The organism is Candidimonas sp. SYP-B2681 (assembly GCF_003971065.1).
GTDB lineage: Bacteria > Pseudomonadota > Gammaproteobacteria > Burkholderiales > Burkholderiaceae_B > Pollutimonas.
Genome location: NZ_RYDV01000001.1, coordinates 1 through 15,947 on the forward strand (window position 1 = coordinate 1; position 15,947 = coordinate 15,947).

At 54.6% G+C, this 15,947-nt stretch carries 17 protein-coding genes and 1 pseudogene; 5 read left to right on the forward strand and 13 right to left on the reverse strand.

The features are described 5' to 3' along the window. Nucleotides 1-152: 152 nt before the first annotated feature. From EKL30_RS00005 to EKL30_RS00015, 3 genes are all read right to left on the reverse strand, one after another. On the reverse strand, nt 153-632 hold the full coding sequence (locus EKL30_RS00005; RefSeq protein ID WP_233582624.1) for a cyclophilin-like fold protein: 480 nt from the start codon (nt 630-632) through the stop codon (nt 153-155). 233 nt (nt 633-865) lie between these two features. Further along, nucleotides 866-1,894 (reverse strand): alpha/beta hydrolase, encoded by a 1,029-nt coding sequence (locus EKL30_RS00010; protein WP_126705169.1) that lies wholly within the window; start codon nt 1,892-1,894, stop codon nt 866-868. Between the two features lie 23 nt (nt 1,895-1,917). Beyond that, the gene (locus tag EKL30_RS00015) at nt 1,918-3,153 is read right to left on the reverse strand and encodes an MFS transporter (protein WP_126705170.1); all 1,236 of its coding nucleotides are present in this window, start codon (nt 3,151-3,153) and stop codon (nt 1,918-1,920) included. Between the two features lie 98 nt (nt 3,154-3,251). Between EKL30_RS00015 and EKL30_RS00020 the strand changes: the two genes are divergently transcribed. After that, entirely contained in the window at nt 3,252-4,145 is an 894-nt protein-coding gene (locus EKL30_RS00020) for a LysR family transcriptional regulator (RefSeq protein ID WP_126705171.1), read from the forward strand. A gap of 153 nt (nt 4,146-4,298) precedes the next feature. On the opposite strand, the gene EKL30_RS00025 is transcribed toward EKL30_RS00020, so the two are convergent. Then, entirely contained in the window at nt 4,299-4,502 is a 204-nt protein-coding gene (locus EKL30_RS00025) for a hypothetical protein (RefSeq protein WP_126705172.1), read from the reverse strand. 196 nt (nt 4,503-4,698) lie between these two features. On the opposite strand from EKL30_RS00025, the gene EKL30_RS19375 reads away from it, so the two are divergent. Both EKL30_RS19375 and EKL30_RS00035 read left to right on the forward strand, forming a co-directional pair. Further along, on the forward strand, nt 4,699-4,845 hold the full coding sequence (locus EKL30_RS19375; RefSeq protein ID WP_126705951.1) for an SDR family oxidoreductase: 147 nt from the start codon (nt 4,699-4,701) through the stop codon (nt 4,843-4,845). A gap of 4 nt (nt 4,846-4,849) precedes the next feature. Then, a complete protein-coding gene (locus tag EKL30_RS00035) occupies nt 4,850-5,749 on the forward strand; it encodes a DMT family transporter (protein WP_126705173.1) in 900 nt (299 codons plus the stop codon). Here the strand turns inward: EKL30_RS00035 and EKL30_RS00040 are convergent. The 4 genes from EKL30_RS00040 to EKL30_RS00060 all read right to left on the reverse strand — a co-directional run bounded on the left by EKL30_RS00040 (nt 5,732) and on the right by EKL30_RS00060 (nt 9,628). After that, a complete protein-coding gene (locus tag EKL30_RS00040) occupies nt 5,732-6,607 on the reverse strand; it encodes a LysR substrate-binding domain-containing protein (RefSeq protein ID WP_158618361.1) in 876 nt (291 codons plus the stop codon). The two genes, EKL30_RS00035 and EKL30_RS00040, sit on opposite strands and share 18 nt — an antisense overlap. A 482-nt stretch (nt 6,608-7,089) precedes the next feature. Continuing rightward, nucleotides 7,090-7,794 (reverse strand): alpha/beta fold hydrolase, encoded by a 705-nt coding sequence (locus tag EKL30_RS00050; protein ID WP_126705175.1) that lies wholly within the window; start codon nt 7,792-7,794, stop codon nt 7,090-7,092. A gap of 99 nt (nt 7,795-7,893) precedes the next feature. Continuing rightward, nucleotides 7,894-8,991, reverse strand: coding sequence for a Gfo/Idh/MocA family protein (locus EKL30_RS00055; protein ID WP_126705176.1), 1,098 nt, complete (start codon nt 8,989-8,991; stop codon nt 7,894-7,896). Further along, a complete protein-coding gene (locus tag EKL30_RS00060; RefSeq protein WP_158618362.1) occupies nt 8,984-9,628 on the reverse strand; it encodes a TetR/AcrR family transcriptional regulator in 645 nt (214 codons plus the stop codon). Before EKL30_RS00060 ends, EKL30_RS00055 begins: the two co-directional genes overlap by 8 nt. A 272-nt stretch (nt 9,629-9,900) precedes the next feature. On the opposite strand from EKL30_RS00060, the pseudogene EKL30_RS00065 reads away from it, so the two are divergent. Further along, nucleotides 9,901-10,151: pseudogene (locus tag EKL30_RS00065) on the forward strand (zinc ribbon domain-containing protein); the annotation flags it as partial. A gap of 225 nt (nt 10,152-10,376) precedes the next feature. Here EKL30_RS00065 and EKL30_RS18910 read toward each other — a convergent pair. From EKL30_RS18910 to EKL30_RS00085, 5 genes are all read right to left on the reverse strand, one after another. Beyond that, a complete protein-coding gene (locus EKL30_RS18910) occupies nt 10,377-10,544 on the reverse strand; it encodes a hypothetical protein (protein WP_199748440.1) in 168 nt (55 codons plus the stop codon). A gap of 355 nt (nt 10,545-10,899) precedes the next feature. Beyond that, complete coding sequence (locus tag EKL30_RS00070; RefSeq protein WP_126705178.1) at nt 10,900-11,718, reverse strand: class I SAM-dependent methyltransferase; 819 nt, start codon at nt 11,716-11,718, stop codon at nt 10,900-10,902. Nucleotides 11,719-12,029: 311 nt separating this feature from the next. Continuing rightward, nucleotides 12,030-12,884, reverse strand: a complete 855-nt coding sequence (locus tag EKL30_RS00075) for a GNAT family N-acetyltransferase (protein ID WP_199748441.1) — start codon at nt 12,882-12,884, stop codon at nt 12,030-12,032. A 163-nt stretch (nt 12,885-13,047) separates the two neighbouring features. After that, nucleotides 13,048-14,220 (reverse strand): metallophosphoesterase, encoded by a 1,173-nt coding sequence (locus EKL30_RS00080; RefSeq protein ID WP_126705179.1) that lies wholly within the window; start codon nt 14,218-14,220, stop codon nt 13,048-13,050. Nucleotides 14,221-14,269: 49 nt separating this feature from the next. Beyond that, complete coding sequence (locus tag EKL30_RS00085) at nt 14,270-15,268, reverse strand: tripartite tricarboxylate transporter substrate binding protein (RefSeq protein ID WP_126705180.1); 999 nt, start codon at nt 15,266-15,268, stop codon at nt 14,270-14,272. A gap of 284 nt (nt 15,269-15,552) precedes the next feature. Here EKL30_RS00085 and EKL30_RS00090 point away from each other — a divergent pair, with 284 nt between their 5' ends. Beyond that, on the forward strand, nt 15,553-15,918 hold the full coding sequence (locus EKL30_RS00090) for a hypothetical protein (RefSeq protein WP_126705181.1): 366 nt from the start codon (nt 15,553-15,555) through the stop codon (nt 15,916-15,918). Nucleotides 15,919-15,947 lie beyond the last annotated feature (29 nt).

Below are 15,947 nucleotides of genomic sequence, written 5' to 3' on the forward strand. Positions count from 1 at the left end.
ACTCCCAAACTCGTCAAGGATCCGACTGCGTCCTGTTGACCGAATTAATCAATTCGCGTCGTTTATATTGTCTTAATGACTTCGCATCAAGTGCCTGGCGCGTTTTCACACAGCCTCGATCCATAGCGGACAGTTGGCAGACGTTACGCCGTCTATGAATCGGGAGGCATCGCATCGATGATAACTTTGAGCGATCCCTCCACCTTAAAAGCTTCGATTCCAAAGTCGACTTCCCCAAGCTTGATCAGCCCGTCAGAGTAAGCGAAGTCTTTGTAATAAATCGCCAGGTTTCCCCAGGGAGCGTAATAAGCGATATCGCCAATTACAGGTTCGGCTCCTGCGGGGGCCCCGTCTCCGGATAGTTTCCGTGGAAGATAGGCCACTTTTTCGGTTTCCGCATGGTCATTCAAGATCAGCGTCAAGGGCAACAAGGAATGAAAATCCTTGGCTGTCGGATTGTCGGCAAGGCTGGCAAAAACTGCTTTTTTATTTACCGTCATTCGAATTTTTAACGATTTCATAGTCTGTTTAGCGAGCGCCGTTGCCGGTCTCGCGTGGTTGTTGGGAGGCCTGTTGCTTTCGCCCCAAGCGGCAAAGCTGACGGCCAGCGCCGCGACGAAAGCCGTAAACAATATTGTTCTCATCATGCGATCTCAATGAGTCGCCCGTAAAGTATTCCGCTGGTCCTTTGCTGGAAGGCTGAGAACCGGCACGCATAAATGTCTATGATTGTTTGCCGCTTCCCTCCGGGAAAGCGACGCTGCCCACAGTAGTGCTCTGAGCATGTGCGACATTTGCTATGAGCAGGAAGACTGGCAGTACTGATGGAACAAACGGTTTCATATTTTCTCCTTACCGGTTTCCCCTACTTCAAATTGCTGTCGAAGAACAAAGTCAGTTTGTCGAAGGGAATCAGATTGACCCGGTCGTAGAGGTCGACGTGACCGGCGCCTGGAACGATGAGCAGTTCCTTTGGCTGTCCCGCTAGCTTGTATGCCGCTTCGCTGAACTCTCTGGAATGGGCCGCATCACCAGTGATGAAAAGCATCGGACGGGGCGAAATTGTGTCGATGTCATTGAACGGGTAGAAGTTCATGAACTTGACGTTGCTGGAAAGCGTCGGGTGTGTCGTCACTTCCGGCGACGAGCCGTTGGGCGTGAATTCACCTCTCGGGGTCCGGTAGAAGTCAAAAAACTCGCGCTGAATCGGATGCGTATCGTCCTTCAGTTCATGCACGGTTCCACCGGTGTATGTTGTTTTACCACCGGTAGCCTCAATGTACCGCTGCTCTGCGGCCTCCGCGATGATTTTCTTTCTCTGCTCGACGGTCTGGGAGTGGTTGAGAGCATTACGACTGGCAGCGCCCATGTCATACATGCTCACAGTCGCGATTGCTTTCATGCGAGGGTCAATCTTGGCCGCGCTGATGACAAAGCTGCCGCTGCCACAAATCCCAAGCACGCCTATGCGGTTCCTGTCCACGAAAGGAGTGGTGCCCAGGAAATCTACAGCAGCACTGAAGTCCTCGGCATAGATCTCTGGAGCAACCATATTGCGAGTCTGACCGTCACTCTCTCCCCAGAAAGACAAGTCTAGGGACAGCGTAACGAATCCTTGCTCGGCCATTTTTGCCGCATACAGATTCGAGCTTTGTTCCTTCACGGCACCCATCGGATGCCCAACAATGATCGCGCGGTTCTTCGTATTCCGGTCCAAATTGTTGGGAATGAAAAGATTCCCGGCAACATTCATCCTGTATTGATTTTTAAACGTGACCTTTTGCACGGTTACCTTATCGCTTTTGAAAAAATTGTCTGCGCCATTGGACATGTCAGCAGCCATGACTGAGAATGAACTTGCAGCCATCACTAGCGACGAAATAAGCTTTTTCATTTTGAGCTTCCTTCACTTAGAGGTTAAAGAGACTTGACAGATTTTTGGGCATGTTCCGCACGCGATGTTAGGAAGGCCAGGAACGCCGAGATCAGCAGCAAAGCAGCGCTCGTCACAAACGTACTTTGATAGCCACTCATATCGAACAGCAGGCCTCCAAAGGTCGAGCCCAGTCCGATGGCGAGCTGAACCACTGCCACCATCAAGCCGCCACCGGCTTCAGCATTCTCCGGCAGCGTTCTTGCCAGCCAGCTCCACCAGCCAACAGGTGCCGCGGTGGCAACCAGGCCCCAGAGCCCTAGAAGTGCCGCGGAGATGGAAAGCGAACTCCCGAATGCAATCAGCGCCACGGCAATCGCGGCCATTAATAGTGGGATGATGACCAAAGTCCCGTAAAAGTTTTTCTTCAAAAATGAGCTAATCAGGATGGTGCCGATGAAACCGCCCAAGCCAATGGTCAAAAGAATGGATGACAGCGTGGAGACGTCGACACCGGTCACGGTTTCGAGGAAGGGACGCAGATAGGTGAACAGAGCGAATTGCCCCATGAAAAAGATGCTGACTGCCGCCATGCCTAGTGCGACCTGTGGATTTTTAAGCAGCTTGAAAACATTGCCGGAACTTGCAGTACGTTCTTCGGCGTTCATGGCAGGCAGGCTGATCCACTGCCAGGAAAATGCCAGCAGCGCGACCGGAGCAAGGCAAAGGAATGCGCCGCGCCATCCGATGATCGAGCCGAGATAGCTGCCCAGAGGAGCCGCGACCACCGTTGCCAGGGCATTGCCGCAATTGAAGATGGCCAGTGCCCGCGGCACCTTGGAGGCAGGCACTAATCGCATGGCCGAAGCGGCGGACATGGACCAGAATCCACCAATAGCTACTCCAAGGAGCACCCGTCCGGCAATGTACGTCGCATAGTTCGGGGCCAGCGCGATAATCGGCGCTGAAAGAAACATGAGCCCCGTCATCCCCAGCAATAGGGCCTTACGACTTGCCTTGCCCGCAAGAGTCGATATGAAAAGACTTGTCAGCACCGCGAAAGCTCCGGAAACGGAGATCGCCTGGCCGGCCAGCCCTTCACTGATCTGGAGATCGGCGGCAACCGGGGTCAGCAAACTGACGGGCATGAACTCCGAAGCCACTAGCGCGAACGCACAAAGTGTCATCGCAAAAACGCCGCTCCAGTAGGCGGGTTGATCGCCGGCTTGACGAAGTGTGGTTTGGTCGCCCGCATAACTATCCAAAGCTTGAGTGCTCATGGTTGTTGCTCCTTTGAAATCAGGCCTCTATCTTGACGAATTCATGAGCGTTTGATTAGCCAGTACAATCTTTATGTACTTGTGAGCGAATTTCAGCAATGGCACACACCAAAGTTAACGACCTGCAAGCCTTTCTGGCCGTGGCGCGAGACCAGAGCTTCACCAAGGCTGCTGAAAGGCTTGGCATCACACCATCCGCCTTGAGTCATACGATCAGGGCGCTCGAGGAAAGACTAGGGGTGCGCCTATTGGCGCGTACGACCCGCAATGTGGCGCCCACAGAAGCAGGAGAAAGATTGATGCGCTCAATCGCTCCGCTGTTTGATCAGATCACGGCAGAGGTTGAGGCGCTAGGTGAATTGCGAGACAAGCCGAGGGGCACCATTCGCATTACCTGCACGGACGATCAAATCGAAATGTGCCTACGGCCAATGCTGGCAGGATTCCTGAAAGCCTATCCCGACATAACGCTAGAGTTTTATGTGGACTATGGGTTCACCAACGTAGTCGAGGAGCGGTTTGATGCCGGCATACGCCTGGGCGAAGCGATCAGCAAAGATATGATCGCCGTTCGTATCGGGCCCGATTGGCGATTGGTAGTGGTGGGATCTCCGACGTATTTCGAACGGAGCCCCCTACCAACGTCACCTCATGATTTAACCAAACATGCTTGCGTGAATATCCGGCACAGGCCATCTGGTGCAATTTATGCGTGGGAGTTCGAAAAGAATGGCAAGGCATTTACCGTCAAGGTTGACGGGCAGCTGGTCTTCAACAGCATCATGCATGTCCTGAATGCTGCCGTAGATGGTATTGGGTTGGGCTACGTACCCGAAGAATTGGCCGCTCCTTACCTCGCTGACGGACGACTCAAACAGGTTCTGGCTGACTGGTGCCCCTATTTTCAGGGGTACCACTTGTACTACCCCAATAGACGGCAGGCATCACCTGCTTTTTCAGCGTTTGTTGAAGCGCTTAGATATCGAGGCTAAACATCGAATCGGAATGTCCGCTACTGGCCCGCGAGTTGCCTGTCATGAGGCTGAAGTCGACCTGTTGTGTTGAAAAACTCCCCGAAATACGCGCATTTTGGAACTGTTCCAGCCTGGAGTCGTCAATGCTCCCTGAGATGCCTACTACCTCTGCTAGGTGGGGTCGGTATCCTTAAATCCGAGCAAGATGTAGCCAGTTCCATCACGCCACGCGTTTGCCATGGCCAGAATGTCTTTCAGCATCTCTGACTTTTCAAAGTCGTTCCCACCTGCGAAGCGGTATTGCTCAATTTTAAAGTCTAAGTCAGTGCCCTCATTTTTGTAGCGGAGCGCATCTAGAAGCTCGTTGTTTACCATCTCAGCATCCTCGACGGTTTAAATGAGTGGGGGGCCGGCACCCGACAAACGATCGCTAACTACAGGTCCCATTCATTCATTGAATAGGATAGATGTCGCAAACTCTTCACCAATCCGTTGTCTCCCTAAGACTAAGCTTGCCTTCAGTCTCCGAAGTTGCGCTACCTGAGCCGGTAAGCCGAGTTGAGAATCAGCTATCGACGTATGGATTCAGCGACCTCCGCTAAAACGCATAGGCAGGCTTAAGGAGGTCGCGAACGCGGTGTTATGGCTATCTAGCACTAATACCACTTTCATTAACGGTGCCGTCAGAAACGTTGACGGCGGTTTTTTAGCGTGTTGATGTCATGACGTGGATAGCACTAGGGTTACTGGCGGGACTCGTCCTGGGGACTTATGATTTCCTGACAAAACTGGCTCTTAAAGAGAAGACGGTACTTGAGGTCGTTTTCTGGTGCTCAATATTGGGCGCGACCATCTGGGTACCATTCTTTCATTTTCCAGCCGGGCACACTGAAAGCTTGCGCGGGTTAGGGTTTTATCCGTCGCCATTGACCAAGACAGAGCAGTTCGTGCTGCTGCCTAAATCGGTAATGATGGTTGTGACGTGGATCCTTTCTTATTACTCGGTGAAAGCGTTGCCGCTGTCGATATCGGCCGGCGTACGCGCATCTGGCCCTTTATGGACCGCCCTTGCTGCGGTAATCCTGCTTGCTGAACAACTGACTTGGTGGCAGTGGCTCGGTTTGGCCGTTTCGATGGGTTCGTACTATCTTTTTTCACTGATTGGAAAGAAGGAGGGCATCAATTTTAATAAGAACGGGTGGGTGCTATGTATGTTGGCCGCTACGCTTTTGTCTTCCGCCAATGCGCTGTATGACAAGCATATTTTGGCCACCTTGCATATGGACCTCGCCGCCGTACAAGCTTATTCGGCTGTACAGCGAGGTGCCATTGCAGCGCTCTTACTTCCTTGGGTATTTCGGGAGCTTGAACTGGCCAGTTTGTTTAAGAGAAACTGGGCCGTTCCGGCAATTGCCTTTGCATATGTTTTGGCCGAATTCATCTATCTAACTTCTGTTCAAAGCGAGGGTGCATTGATATCGGTTATTTCAGTCTTGCGCCGTACGAATCTCGTTATGGTGTTCGCTCTGAGCGCCATGTTTTTCAAGGAGAACTTCATTAAGCAAAAGACGGTAGCCATTGTGGGCGTCTTGGTTGGGATAGCTTTAACCATCCTTCACTAATGAACGTATCCATTCCATAACATTGGCGCCATGTCGGGAGACCAATGCACGTTCGGAGGCCAGCATGAAGTAGGACTGATCGGACGGTATCGAGATGTCGGAAACGCGTTCCAAGACTCCATCCGCCAGCAAACCTTTAACGAGAGAACGCCTCACAAGGGCGACTCCTTGCAGGCTAAGAGCCGCATCCAGCATAAATCCCGTGTCCGAGTATGTGAAGTTGCGTTGTGCCGGCGATATTTTCATGCCGGCTGCATTGAGCCATTGATCCCATGGTTGTCGGCTATGCGAAAGGAAATCCGCAGTCTTGAACAAGCCGCTAAGGCTTGGGTTTCCAAGTTGACGAAGATATTCAGGCGCGGCAACGGGAAACCATTCGTCCATGAGCAGCGGCTCGCAATGGTGTGCTGTCGGAGTGGTTGCTGTAAAGCGAAGTGCAATATCAGCGTCTCCTTGGTCCACATTCACCTTACGGGTAGTTGGAGAAACCTCAATAAAGATGTCCGGATTATCAATACGAAACTGTCGCATGCCCGGTACCAATCGGAACCTCGCGAACGAAGGAAGGGCACTTATTCGCACCACACTCCTTTTTGGGGTGATTTCAGCAAAAGCCGACTCCAGCGCGTTTAGTGGTTTTTTAATCATTTGGTGTAGCCGTGCGCCGTCACCCGTCAAGCCGACAAAGCGAGTGGTGCGCTCGAACAGACTGACTCCAACAAATCGCTCGAGCTCGCGAATACGGTGACTTATAGAGCTGCTAGAAATACTGAGCTCGTCCGCGGCTTTGTTAAAGCTGCCAATTCTTGCTACGGCGTCAAACGCCAAAATCAAATGAAGGGGAGGGATCAGGCTCATGACGACCCATGAAGTTTGGACAGCTCTAAAATCACATGTTGGCATCGACGTCGGTGGGACGAATCGGATGAACAAGGCGAAGGCGCTATGTTTGCAGCTCGGCCCCAAGCTCTACAAGCGTCCACTTGGTTATAAAAACCAAGAGTCGCTTTCGGTACTACCAGAGACTTGCCCGAACAATTCTTGGCCCATACCCTATCGCTCGAAGGAAGGCCCCTCGCCTTGGCCGGCGCTATTCCAACGGCCTGTATCTTATAGATTCTAGCCACTCAGAATGCATGACCGCTAGCCGGCCGATGGTAGTCTATCACCAATGGCTCAAACCGACCCGAAGGAGACATTCGTCTTCCACCCTAAGCCTACGCCAGGGAAGTGTCCCGACCTACATGAGCAAAAGCGCCTGCGAAGCAGCCACACTAAGCATGGAGCTCGCCTTCCTGGGTAATCATTGTTTCGTTGTAAACCTTAAAATCCGACGGTACTCAAGTCTGGGTGGTTTCGATGAGGATCTCTGCAACTCGTTCTGGGCTGTCGATCATGATTGAATGACAACTTGACCCGACGGAAATGACCCGCGCCCCCGCATCTGTCCGAAAGCGGTTGTACATACCGTCACATATCCCGCCGGCTGCATATACATAGACGCGCTTGGCGACAACCACACTACGCCCACTCAACCTGATGGCTTGGACGAAGCAAGCAAAGGGATGCGGCGTGGTTTTTTCATCGATCCACGCCCAATCCTCCGGCAGCGACGTATCGTAGGCCGACGCCGGGAAGGGAGGCACCATCAGCCCCCCGCTTTCAGCCACTCTGGTAACGAAAGGGTCCATGAATTCGGGTCGAAGGCTGAACAGCGTATCCCCGTCTTCAGGCACAAGTGCGTCTAGATAAACCAGTGCGAAGATACGGTCAGAAATTTGATCCGCCACACCCGTGATTACCATACCGCCATAGGAATGACCGACAAGTACTACATCTGACAGGTCTTCCCAAAGGATGGTGTTAACAATGTGTGTGATATGAGTGTCAAGATTAATCGGCATTACAGCGAGGTGGGATCGCTCCCCCAAACCGGTAAGCGTAGGCGTGTATACCTCGTGCCCGGCTTGTCGCAGCAACCTGGCAACCTTTCGATAGCTCCAGCCGCCGTGCCATCCTCCGTGCACAAGAACGAAATTAGCCATGATGAGGAGTTCCTTTAGTATGCGAATGCATTTCGATATTCGAAGCCACGCGAAGCTCCGGTAGCAGCAGGTTCGGGAAGAAACGAGAAGCGAACGTGGTCATTGCAGCTCATTCCTCGCTGTGGAACGCTCGATCCCGTCGATCGTCTCATGCAGCGCCACTGCGTCGCGAAAGCTAGGTGCCGAGCGTGTGCCGGACCGAATATCCTTCGCTACCAGGGCATAGAGGCGAGCGACATTACGGGCGACCGAATTATTCGGCCAGCCTTCGTAAAACGACGCGGGTGGCGTCAGCAGCGCCAGTCCACTCGCGTCGCCGTTGCCGCCATGGATCGATAACTGAACGATCTGGCCATGTCCGTTGGCGCCTGTTACCTGGATGTCGCCTTCTGTGCCGTTGATCTCCCACAGCAGGTTGGTGCCGCGAGACATGCCACCCCGATAATGGATCGAGACTGCCGCGCCGCTCTCAAGCGCGCCATGTACGAGGATTTGGTCATGAGAGGTCGAGGGTATCGTCTCCCCCGTATCGGTGACGTACATGGTATTGCGGCGGTTGATCATGCGTGCGGACAGGTCGCCGAAGCCACCCAGCACATCGCGCATACCGGCAAGCGTGTGTCCCAAGGGGATGCTGAGCAGGGTTGCCCCATTGCTCTTGTCATAAAGATAGGCATGGGCCGCATCGGTCTCGCCGCCACCCCATGCGCCGCCACTGCCCACAAGCGTCGTCGAGAGCACCTCGCCAACATAACCGTCAGCGATGAGTTGGCGGAGATACGTGACCTCTGGAGCGACGCGCATCTGTGTACCGATGGCCGCGACAACACCCTTCGCGTCGGCAAGATCGGCCAGTTCCCGCGCCTCGGCGAGACCGTTCCCGAGCGGCCATTCGCAGTAAACGTGCTTGTCCGCGTTCAACGCTGCGGTCACCAGCTCGCGGTGATGCGGCACCTTGACGGTGACGACGACAAGGTCGATATCGGGCGAATTGACTAGCGCTTGCGCATTCTCAAACGCGTGCGGCAGGTCGAATGCATGGGCGGCGTTTCTGGCACTGGCAAGGCTGGTGTTCGCGACGCCAGCGACGACAAAGTCGTTCGGTAGGGCCTTCAGCGCCGGAATATGGGCGGTGGCGGCCCAATGGATGCCTGGATTAAGGCCGATGAATCCAACGCGGATTGGCTTGTCAGTCATGAGGTGCTCCAGTTTTGCTGATTGATTTGGGCGCATCGGCCGCATCCCGGGCCGTGCCGCTACTGAGATAACCGAAGGCGAGGATCTCCTCGATCCGCTCCGGGGTCGTGCCATATTCGTCGGCCTTGCCGTGGACGAAGGCCGTGCCCAGTGCGCTCAGGAATAGCGCGGGTGCGGAGACCGACTGCCTGGCTACGCCTTCGGCTTGGGCGCGGGAGAGAAATTCACCGGTTATTGAGATAAGTTCCCCACAGGTGTTCGCCAAGGGCGACGCCTGGGCTTCGATGGCGTCAATGAATGGCTGGGGTAAACCGTTGAAGACACTGAAATAATCCACGAGCCCCATCATCCAGGCACGCAGCGCACTTCCTGCGCAAGGCATTGCTGAGACTTCGTCACGGCGGGACAGGAGAATCTCCTTTCGCTCTTGCAGTACTCCGCACAGCAGGTGTTCGCGTGTAGGAAAATGGCGATAGAGCGTGCCGGGTCCGATCCGTGCGTCTCGGGCAATCTCGTCGAGAGAGGTGTTCACGCCATAGGCGGCAAAGTGCCGCGCCGCAGTCTTGAGGATGCTGTCGCGATTTCGCCGCGCATCTGCTCGGAGCGCGCCTCCATCTCCGGATGAACTCTTGGTCAAGGTCAGGCCTCTTCAATACTCAGATAGGGCTGCCTCCACGTAGCACATTAGCGATTTGGAGACAGTCTCCACATGGTAACCGGAGATCACCTCCGTTTCAACTTGAGGCGCCCTTTCCAACGCTTTTGAAATCAAGATCAGCAAACAGCGCTGAGGACGATGTCATCGTCAGAGCAGCAATCTGCCCGTGCTCACGGAACGATACGGCTATCATGATCAATGACCGCTCCTGGCCTATTGTGTTGAAAAACTCGGCATGAGCGGATCCCATAGAGGTCGACGAAGCGTATTCGTCCCAGACCTGCTCGATTGTGGCCAACGGCCACAATCGAGGCCGAGAGGTATCGCAGGTTTTGGAATAAGGGAGTGGCAATGCGACGCATGCGGTTCTGTCCATGATAGAGACGTGAATGCGGCGCTTAACATTCTCGCGGCGGGGCGTGGCCGTCTCGCAGGAGAAACCCTAAGCTGTTGTGGCTTAAGAGTCCCCGTCCTTACCGCGCAAGCGGCAGCCATAGGCTGAGGTCGGGGAGGACGCCAACTATTTGGCTTTCGCGGCCTACGGACGGATCGTCCAGCTCATCTGTTGAGATTCCTGAGATTCCAGGAATCGACTTCAAGACGTGGCGGCCCCGGTATTAGGGGGGTAGGAGGTGCTGGACGCCGCCGATCTTACAAGCGCGAAGACCCAGGGTCAGCGTCGCCACTAGGCGGCAGAAGGATGCTGGTGGCGAACTGCCCCCAGAAATTAACCCGAGTGCGCGCGCTTGCCGGGATTTTTCTTGTGGTGGGTATGCGCGCCACGCTCCTGGCTCACACGTTGGCCGCGGCCTTGTGTGGTAAAGGTCACGCCCTTGGGAGCGACGGGAGGGGGAGTGCGCTTGCGGTCGGCTTCAGTAACGATTTTGGTGCCCATGGAAATCTCTCTAGTTTGGTTAAACTTGCTATTGTTCCACATTCGCTCGGTTTATTCTTGGCAGCAGGAAACAGGCAGAGGATATGCCCGGCAATGCCTTAATTTGCATAGGCATTGCTGAACGGTCGGATCATCACGGATACCAGCCGGAGCAATCGCTCGGCCGAACTATCCAAATGCCCGCTCTTGGCCGCCGGCAGCCCCTCTTACAGGGCTGCTATCGACCCATTGCGGCCCGATGAGCATCAAAGAGCGGACATTCGCGGTCAGTTTGGAAAAAGCGACCGGTAAACATTGGCAAAGTGATCCGGAAAGCGTCCGCTCAATTGTGCGACTGATACACATTGCGTGATCGCTAACGTTCAATGGCAATGATCCGCGCCTGAATTTTCCCGTCCATAGGCCCCGAGCCAAACCGGCTCGTTATTGCATTCGTCGCTGTATCGGTCGCCTCGGCAAGCCGCGATGCGCCGCGAGCTTCGATCTCGCTTCGAAGCGGAGTACCTTGGCAGTACGCAACCGCTGGAGTGCGTGACGAGTCCGCACGACTACGCGCGGGCAGCGTAGTCACCTCGGGAGTCCCAGCAAATCCGCCATGTGCAAGGTCCTGTGCGATGGCGGCAGGATCGTGGTAGCCATGAGGAATTCGAGCTAGGAATTGCGGTGGATCGCTCGGAAAAAAGGTTCTAAGTGAGTTGGTCACGATATCGGCGAACTCGTTTTGGTCGATCCGATCCCACACGTTGAAAAGGAACCGGCCGCCGGGACGAAGAACGCGCCTCGCTTCAGAGAATGCCCTTGCCTTGTCTGGGAAGAACATGACTCCGAACTGGCAGACAACCACGTCAAACGCCCCATCGGGAAACGGTAATTGCATTGCATCTGCCTGCTGCCATTCGACGGGGCGAGATATACCGACCGCGGCGGCTTGATCCAGCATTGGTTGGTTCAAATCCGTTGCCATAATCGAAACCTCGTACGGCAGACACTTCGCAAGCTGGCGTGTCACGACGCCGGTCCCTGCGGCAATCTCAAGCACGCGTGAAGGCTGGCAATGTGCAACGCGCGAAGCGAGATCGGCGGAGTAGGGTTCAAAGATAAGCGGCACGAGATACCGCTCATAAAGTTGCGGAATGGTGCCCGCGAATGCGGCGTCGACGTTAGGATGGTTCATAATCGTCCTGCTTGGTTAATTTGCCACGCGCGTTAATACACGGTAAATGTTGAAAACACGCGTTTGACATAGCTGACGAAACACAGATGCAACAAGCTTTGTATCCAACCGAATTTATAACTCTCTGGATCGACAAACAAGGTTTTCAATGAGGCATGAGCAATCAGGGAGAGGGCTCAGCGAGATTTATAAAACCTGTGCGGACGGCCGATTCGAGGAAAATACGACCGGATGCTCTTGGCCGACGGCTGTCTAAGGCAATCGGCAGATACCGACCCTAAGCGGACCTCTCCACGCTTTCGAATATACGATTAACCAAGCTCGAAAGTTGTCACGCCAAATATCCGTTCCGTTAGGATATCGGGGAAATAACGGTTGTACATACGCGCTGTGCTGAAAACCTCACACATCCCCAAATCGGCGGCAAGGCGGATAGCCTCTATATTCGCTTCAGGTACATCTAGATAAACAGGCTCTTCGTTTGCGATTTCACGGCTTAACGCCAACAACAATAATTCCGCAATCCCGCGATTGTCTGCAAATAATGGACCAACCTTCCAACCGTCACGGCACCGACGAATAACACCATAGCCGCGTATCGTATTGTTTTCCCACCACGCCCGCGCGACTGAACCGGGCTGGTTGAGCCAACCATCAAGGAAAGTTGGGCGCGATGCTGGAAAACACAGCCGGTCATAACGTGCAATGCCGGCCGCATCGACCTGTCTGACAGAAACTACATTTGGCGCGGTAGCAGGCCAGCTTTGTAAGCGCTTATGCCATGCGTAGCGTATGTTGCTATAGGCCAAACTAAAGCCGGACTTGCGGTAGTTTGCCTGTTGTTCCTTCACTCCGTCTAGCCCAATATTGCGTGCACCAAACTGTTCGAGGGCGCTATTCCACAATGGCAGACCGTACCCACAGCCGCGATGCTCTGGAGCCACGATATAAAAGCCCAGAAAGCCGAAACTTTGGTCGTAACGCACTGCGGATATGCAGCCGATCGGTACATCATCCAACAAGCCAACTAAAAAGCCGCCTGGATCCGTGGCAAAGAATACCTCGGCATCATGGACACCCGGATTCCAGCCCTCGTTAGCAGCGAGCTCTATAGCAAAACTCAACTCATCCCGGCGCATCGCACGGACTTGATATGCTGCCGTCATAGATTTCTTCCTTTATATCGATCTAGGCAGTTGATTAGGCAGCATACCGTATGGGAATGACAGCGTTCAATGTTTGGTCGGACGTGGAACCGAAAGCAGCTCAGTTAAGTCTCCAGAGGAAATTGCCGCCATCAAGTAATCGTTAACCGATCGTTTTTTGGTCTCAAAGCGATGTGGCGGCAGACAAGCGTATCCGGCTGATTTCTGAACGAGCACCTATGCGCATGGGTGGGCCCCAATAACCTGTGCCCCGGCTGACATAGACCTGCAAACTGTCCAGGCGATGCAAACCAGCCACAAATGGTTGTTGCAGGGGTACGAAGTAACCCCAGGGCCAAAACTGCCCACCATGAGTATGCCCCGATATTTGCAGGTCGAAACCTGCCGCCGCGGCCGCATTGGCGCTGCGAGGCTGGTGCGCGAGCAGTATCTTCTTGATCGCTGCATCGACCGGTGCACCATGCAGCGCCAGTTTCGGATCACTGGTCTGGGCGCTGTCGAAATGCCCGGCTCCGAAATCGCTGACACCGGCCAGAACGAGTCGTTCACCATGGTACTGCAGCGTTTTATGTTGGTTTATTAGCATCTGCATACCCAGCCGTTGATATTCGGCAACCCATTGTGCGGCACCAGAATAGTATTCATGATTTCCGGTCACAGCATAGACCCCCAGGGTTGCTCGCAGGTCGGACAAGGGTAGGGTATGTTCTTGCAATGTTTCCACATCGCCATCCACCAGGTCGCCCGTCAATACGACGATGTCGGCTGATAGAGCATTGGCGGCTTTGACGACGGCTGCGACATAGCCACGCTTTATGGTCGGACCCACGTGCAAGTCGGTAATCTGCACAATGGTGAAGCCGTTCAGGCCAGCGGGCAGCCCCGCGATTTGAACGCGGACATCGGCGATCTTGGGCAGCCTGCGGGCATTGAATAAGCCTAGCAAGACAGCCAGAAGGCTGATCAGCGGCACCGCCAGTGCGGTTTGCCACTCCAACTGCGCGACGCTGTGATCCGTAACCGACAGTGGGCTCATGGCATGGATGCCAACGGCAATAAGCAGTACGACATCGCGTAGTAGCGTTGTTATGAATAGCCAGGAAAATAAGCCCAGAAAAAGGAAGCCAATCCAGGCGATGGCATCCCCCCAAGGCGTTCCGGTGGTGCGCCGGGCAGCAAACCCGGCCATGATCAATAAATAAACGATCAGTAAACCACCCAGTGTCACGACGCGCCCTGGTAGCGATTCCACAGCGCCGGCCAGTCGTATTCCCACATAGGCATGTGCCAGGAAAACAATGACTGGCAGTCGAAGGAAAAACGAAAAGCGACGCATGATTGTCCTGTGTTAAGGCAGCTTTTACCTTAGCACACAGCGCTTGCTGCTATTTCGCCAGCTTGATTTTGGACCATTTCGAAACTTCCCCTTGGATCAGTGCTTCGAACGCTTCAGGCCGGTTCCCTACGGTTTCCAGGCCTTGCTGCAGCATCTGTTGTTGGATGTTGGGCTGTGCCAGAAAGTCTATGGTCTTCTGAGCAAGCTTGTCTATGATGGGCTTAGGGGTGTTGGCCGGTGCTAACAACCCATACCAAGTACTGACATCAAAGTCCTTGAATCCTTGCTCGTTCAACGTCGGCACGTCGGGCACAAGCTTGGACCGTTGTGCTGAAGTCACCCCCAGCACCTTTATCTTTCCGGACTCAACGTAGCTTGCAGTCGAAACCGGGGTTCCGAACATCAGCTGCAGCTGCCCGCCGACCAGGTCCACCGCCGCGGGAGCCGCCCCTCGATACGGGGCGTGGATCAATTTGATGCCCGCCTCTTGTGCAAAAAGCTCTCCTGCAACATGGCCGACGCTACCTATGCCGGCCGATGAAAATATCATAGGACTATGGCGTCGCCCGGCTTCCGCGACCAATTCCGCGGCATTATTGGCCTGCACACTCGGGTGGGCGAGTATGAGCATAGGCGTGCTGCCGATAAGAGAGATCGGCGCGAAATCTTTTACCGTGTCATATAAGACGTTGTCGTAGACGGCCTGATTTATGCCATGCGTGCCTACCGTCCCTAGCAGAAGCGTATAGCCGTCGGGCTTCGCTTTGGCGACATAGCTCGACCCGATCATTCCGTTGGCGCCTGGCCGATTCTCTACGACAACTGACTGGCCCAAAGCCTTCGACAGCTCCGAGGCGAGCAGTCGCGCGATAAAGTCTGTACCGCCTCCAGCCGAAAAGGGGGAAATAATGGTAATGGCCTTGCTGGGATATGTCGCAGCGGCATCGCCTGACTGCGCGACAGCGGTTCCCGACGTGAAAACCATGGTTAGGCATGTGGCAGAAATCGCCATGCACGCCAGAAGGCGGCCCTTTTTTCGCATATTCATTCTTGTCTCCTGCCCGTATTGTGTGTTCCAGGTGGCGCCATGGGTGATGACCGAGAGGCGCAGGGCGCGCACGCTGGTTACAACGCCTGCGCGAGCCCCTGTCTGTCTTTTAACAACAGTGCAGAAGGTTAAATAGCCGTATTAGCTGAATACGATGTTCGAAAAATTCGAATCGTCCTTGGGGGCAGAGCGGCGACGACCGGCTATCAAGTGAGCGGCCCGATGGCTATCTAGGCGCGGTTCCCGTCCCGCGTGTCGGGGTGTCTGATGATGGCGGATTCACCTTGACCGATTCTGAAGTCTTGCCGGTGGCGCTCGGCACTTCGGCGGGCGAAGTGTTGGTGCTGCTGCCGCTGGACGATCGATTGCTTGCCGGGCCGGATTCGCTGACAGGGTTTGTCGGTGTCGCCCGCTCTACGGGTGTACCGGCTTTGGAAGGACTGCTCTTCGTACCGTCGTTGGGCGCTTGTTTGGTTCCGGCGCTGCCCGATAGCGCACTGGGGTTCGTGGATTCGGTTTGTTTTTCGACGCCGGCCGCGCCTGACCCATGCATGCCGCTGGTGCCCTGGGCACACACCGCAAACGGCGCACTTAAGGAAACCGAAAATAGCGTGACTGCGATGGTGTTTCTCATTGAATTCTCCCGTTGATTATCCGGATGAGCAGATTCAAACGCAGC

Coding starts and splice junctions, on each gene's coding strand:
- EKL30_RS00010 (WP_126705169.1), bottom strand. CDS start 1,894: ATGAAAAAGCTTATTTCGTCGCTAGTGATGGCTGCAAGTTCATTCTCA.
- EKL30_RS00015 (WP_126705170.1), bottom strand. CDS start 3,153: ATGAGCACTCAAGCTTTGGATAGTTATGCGGGCGACCAAACCACACTT.
- EKL30_RS00020 (WP_126705171.1), top strand. CDS start 3,252: ATGGCACACACCAAAGTTAACGACCTGCAAGCCTTTCTGGCCGTGGCG.
- EKL30_RS00025 (WP_126705172.1), bottom strand. CDS start 4,502: ATGGTAAACAACGAGCTTCTAGATGCGCTCCGCTACAAAAATGAGGGC.
- EKL30_RS00035 (WP_126705173.1), top strand. CDS start 4,850: ATGACGTGGATAGCACTAGGGTTACTGGCGGGACTCGTCCTGGGGACT.
- EKL30_RS00040 (WP_158618361.1), bottom strand. CDS start 6,607: ATGAGCCTGATCCCTCCCCTTCATTTGATTTTGGCGTTTGACGCCGTA.
- EKL30_RS00050 (WP_126705175.1), bottom strand. CDS start 7,794: ATGGCTAATTTCGTTCTTGTGCACGGAGGATGGCACGGCGGCTGGAGC.
- EKL30_RS00055 (WP_126705176.1), bottom strand. CDS start 8,991: ATGACTGACAAGCCAATCCGCGTTGGATTCATCGGCCTTAATCCAGGC.
- EKL30_RS18910 (WP_199748440.1), bottom strand. CDS start 10,544: ATGGGCACCAAAATCGTTACTGAAGCCGACCGCAAGCGCACTCCCCCT.
- EKL30_RS00070 (WP_126705178.1), bottom strand. CDS start 11,718: ATGAACCATCCTAACGTCGACGCCGCATTCGCGGGCACCATTCCGCAA.
- EKL30_RS00075 (WP_199748441.1), bottom strand. CDS start 12,884: ATGACGGCAGCATATCAAGTCCGTGCGATGCGCCGGGATGAGTTGAGT.
- EKL30_RS00080 (WP_126705179.1), bottom strand. CDS start 14,220: ATGCGTCGCTTTTCGTTTTTCCTTCGACTGCCAGTCATTGTTTTCCTG.
- EKL30_RS00085 (WP_126705180.1), bottom strand. CDS start 15,268: ATGAATATGCGAAAAAAGGGCCGCCTTCTGGCGTGCATGGCGATTTCT.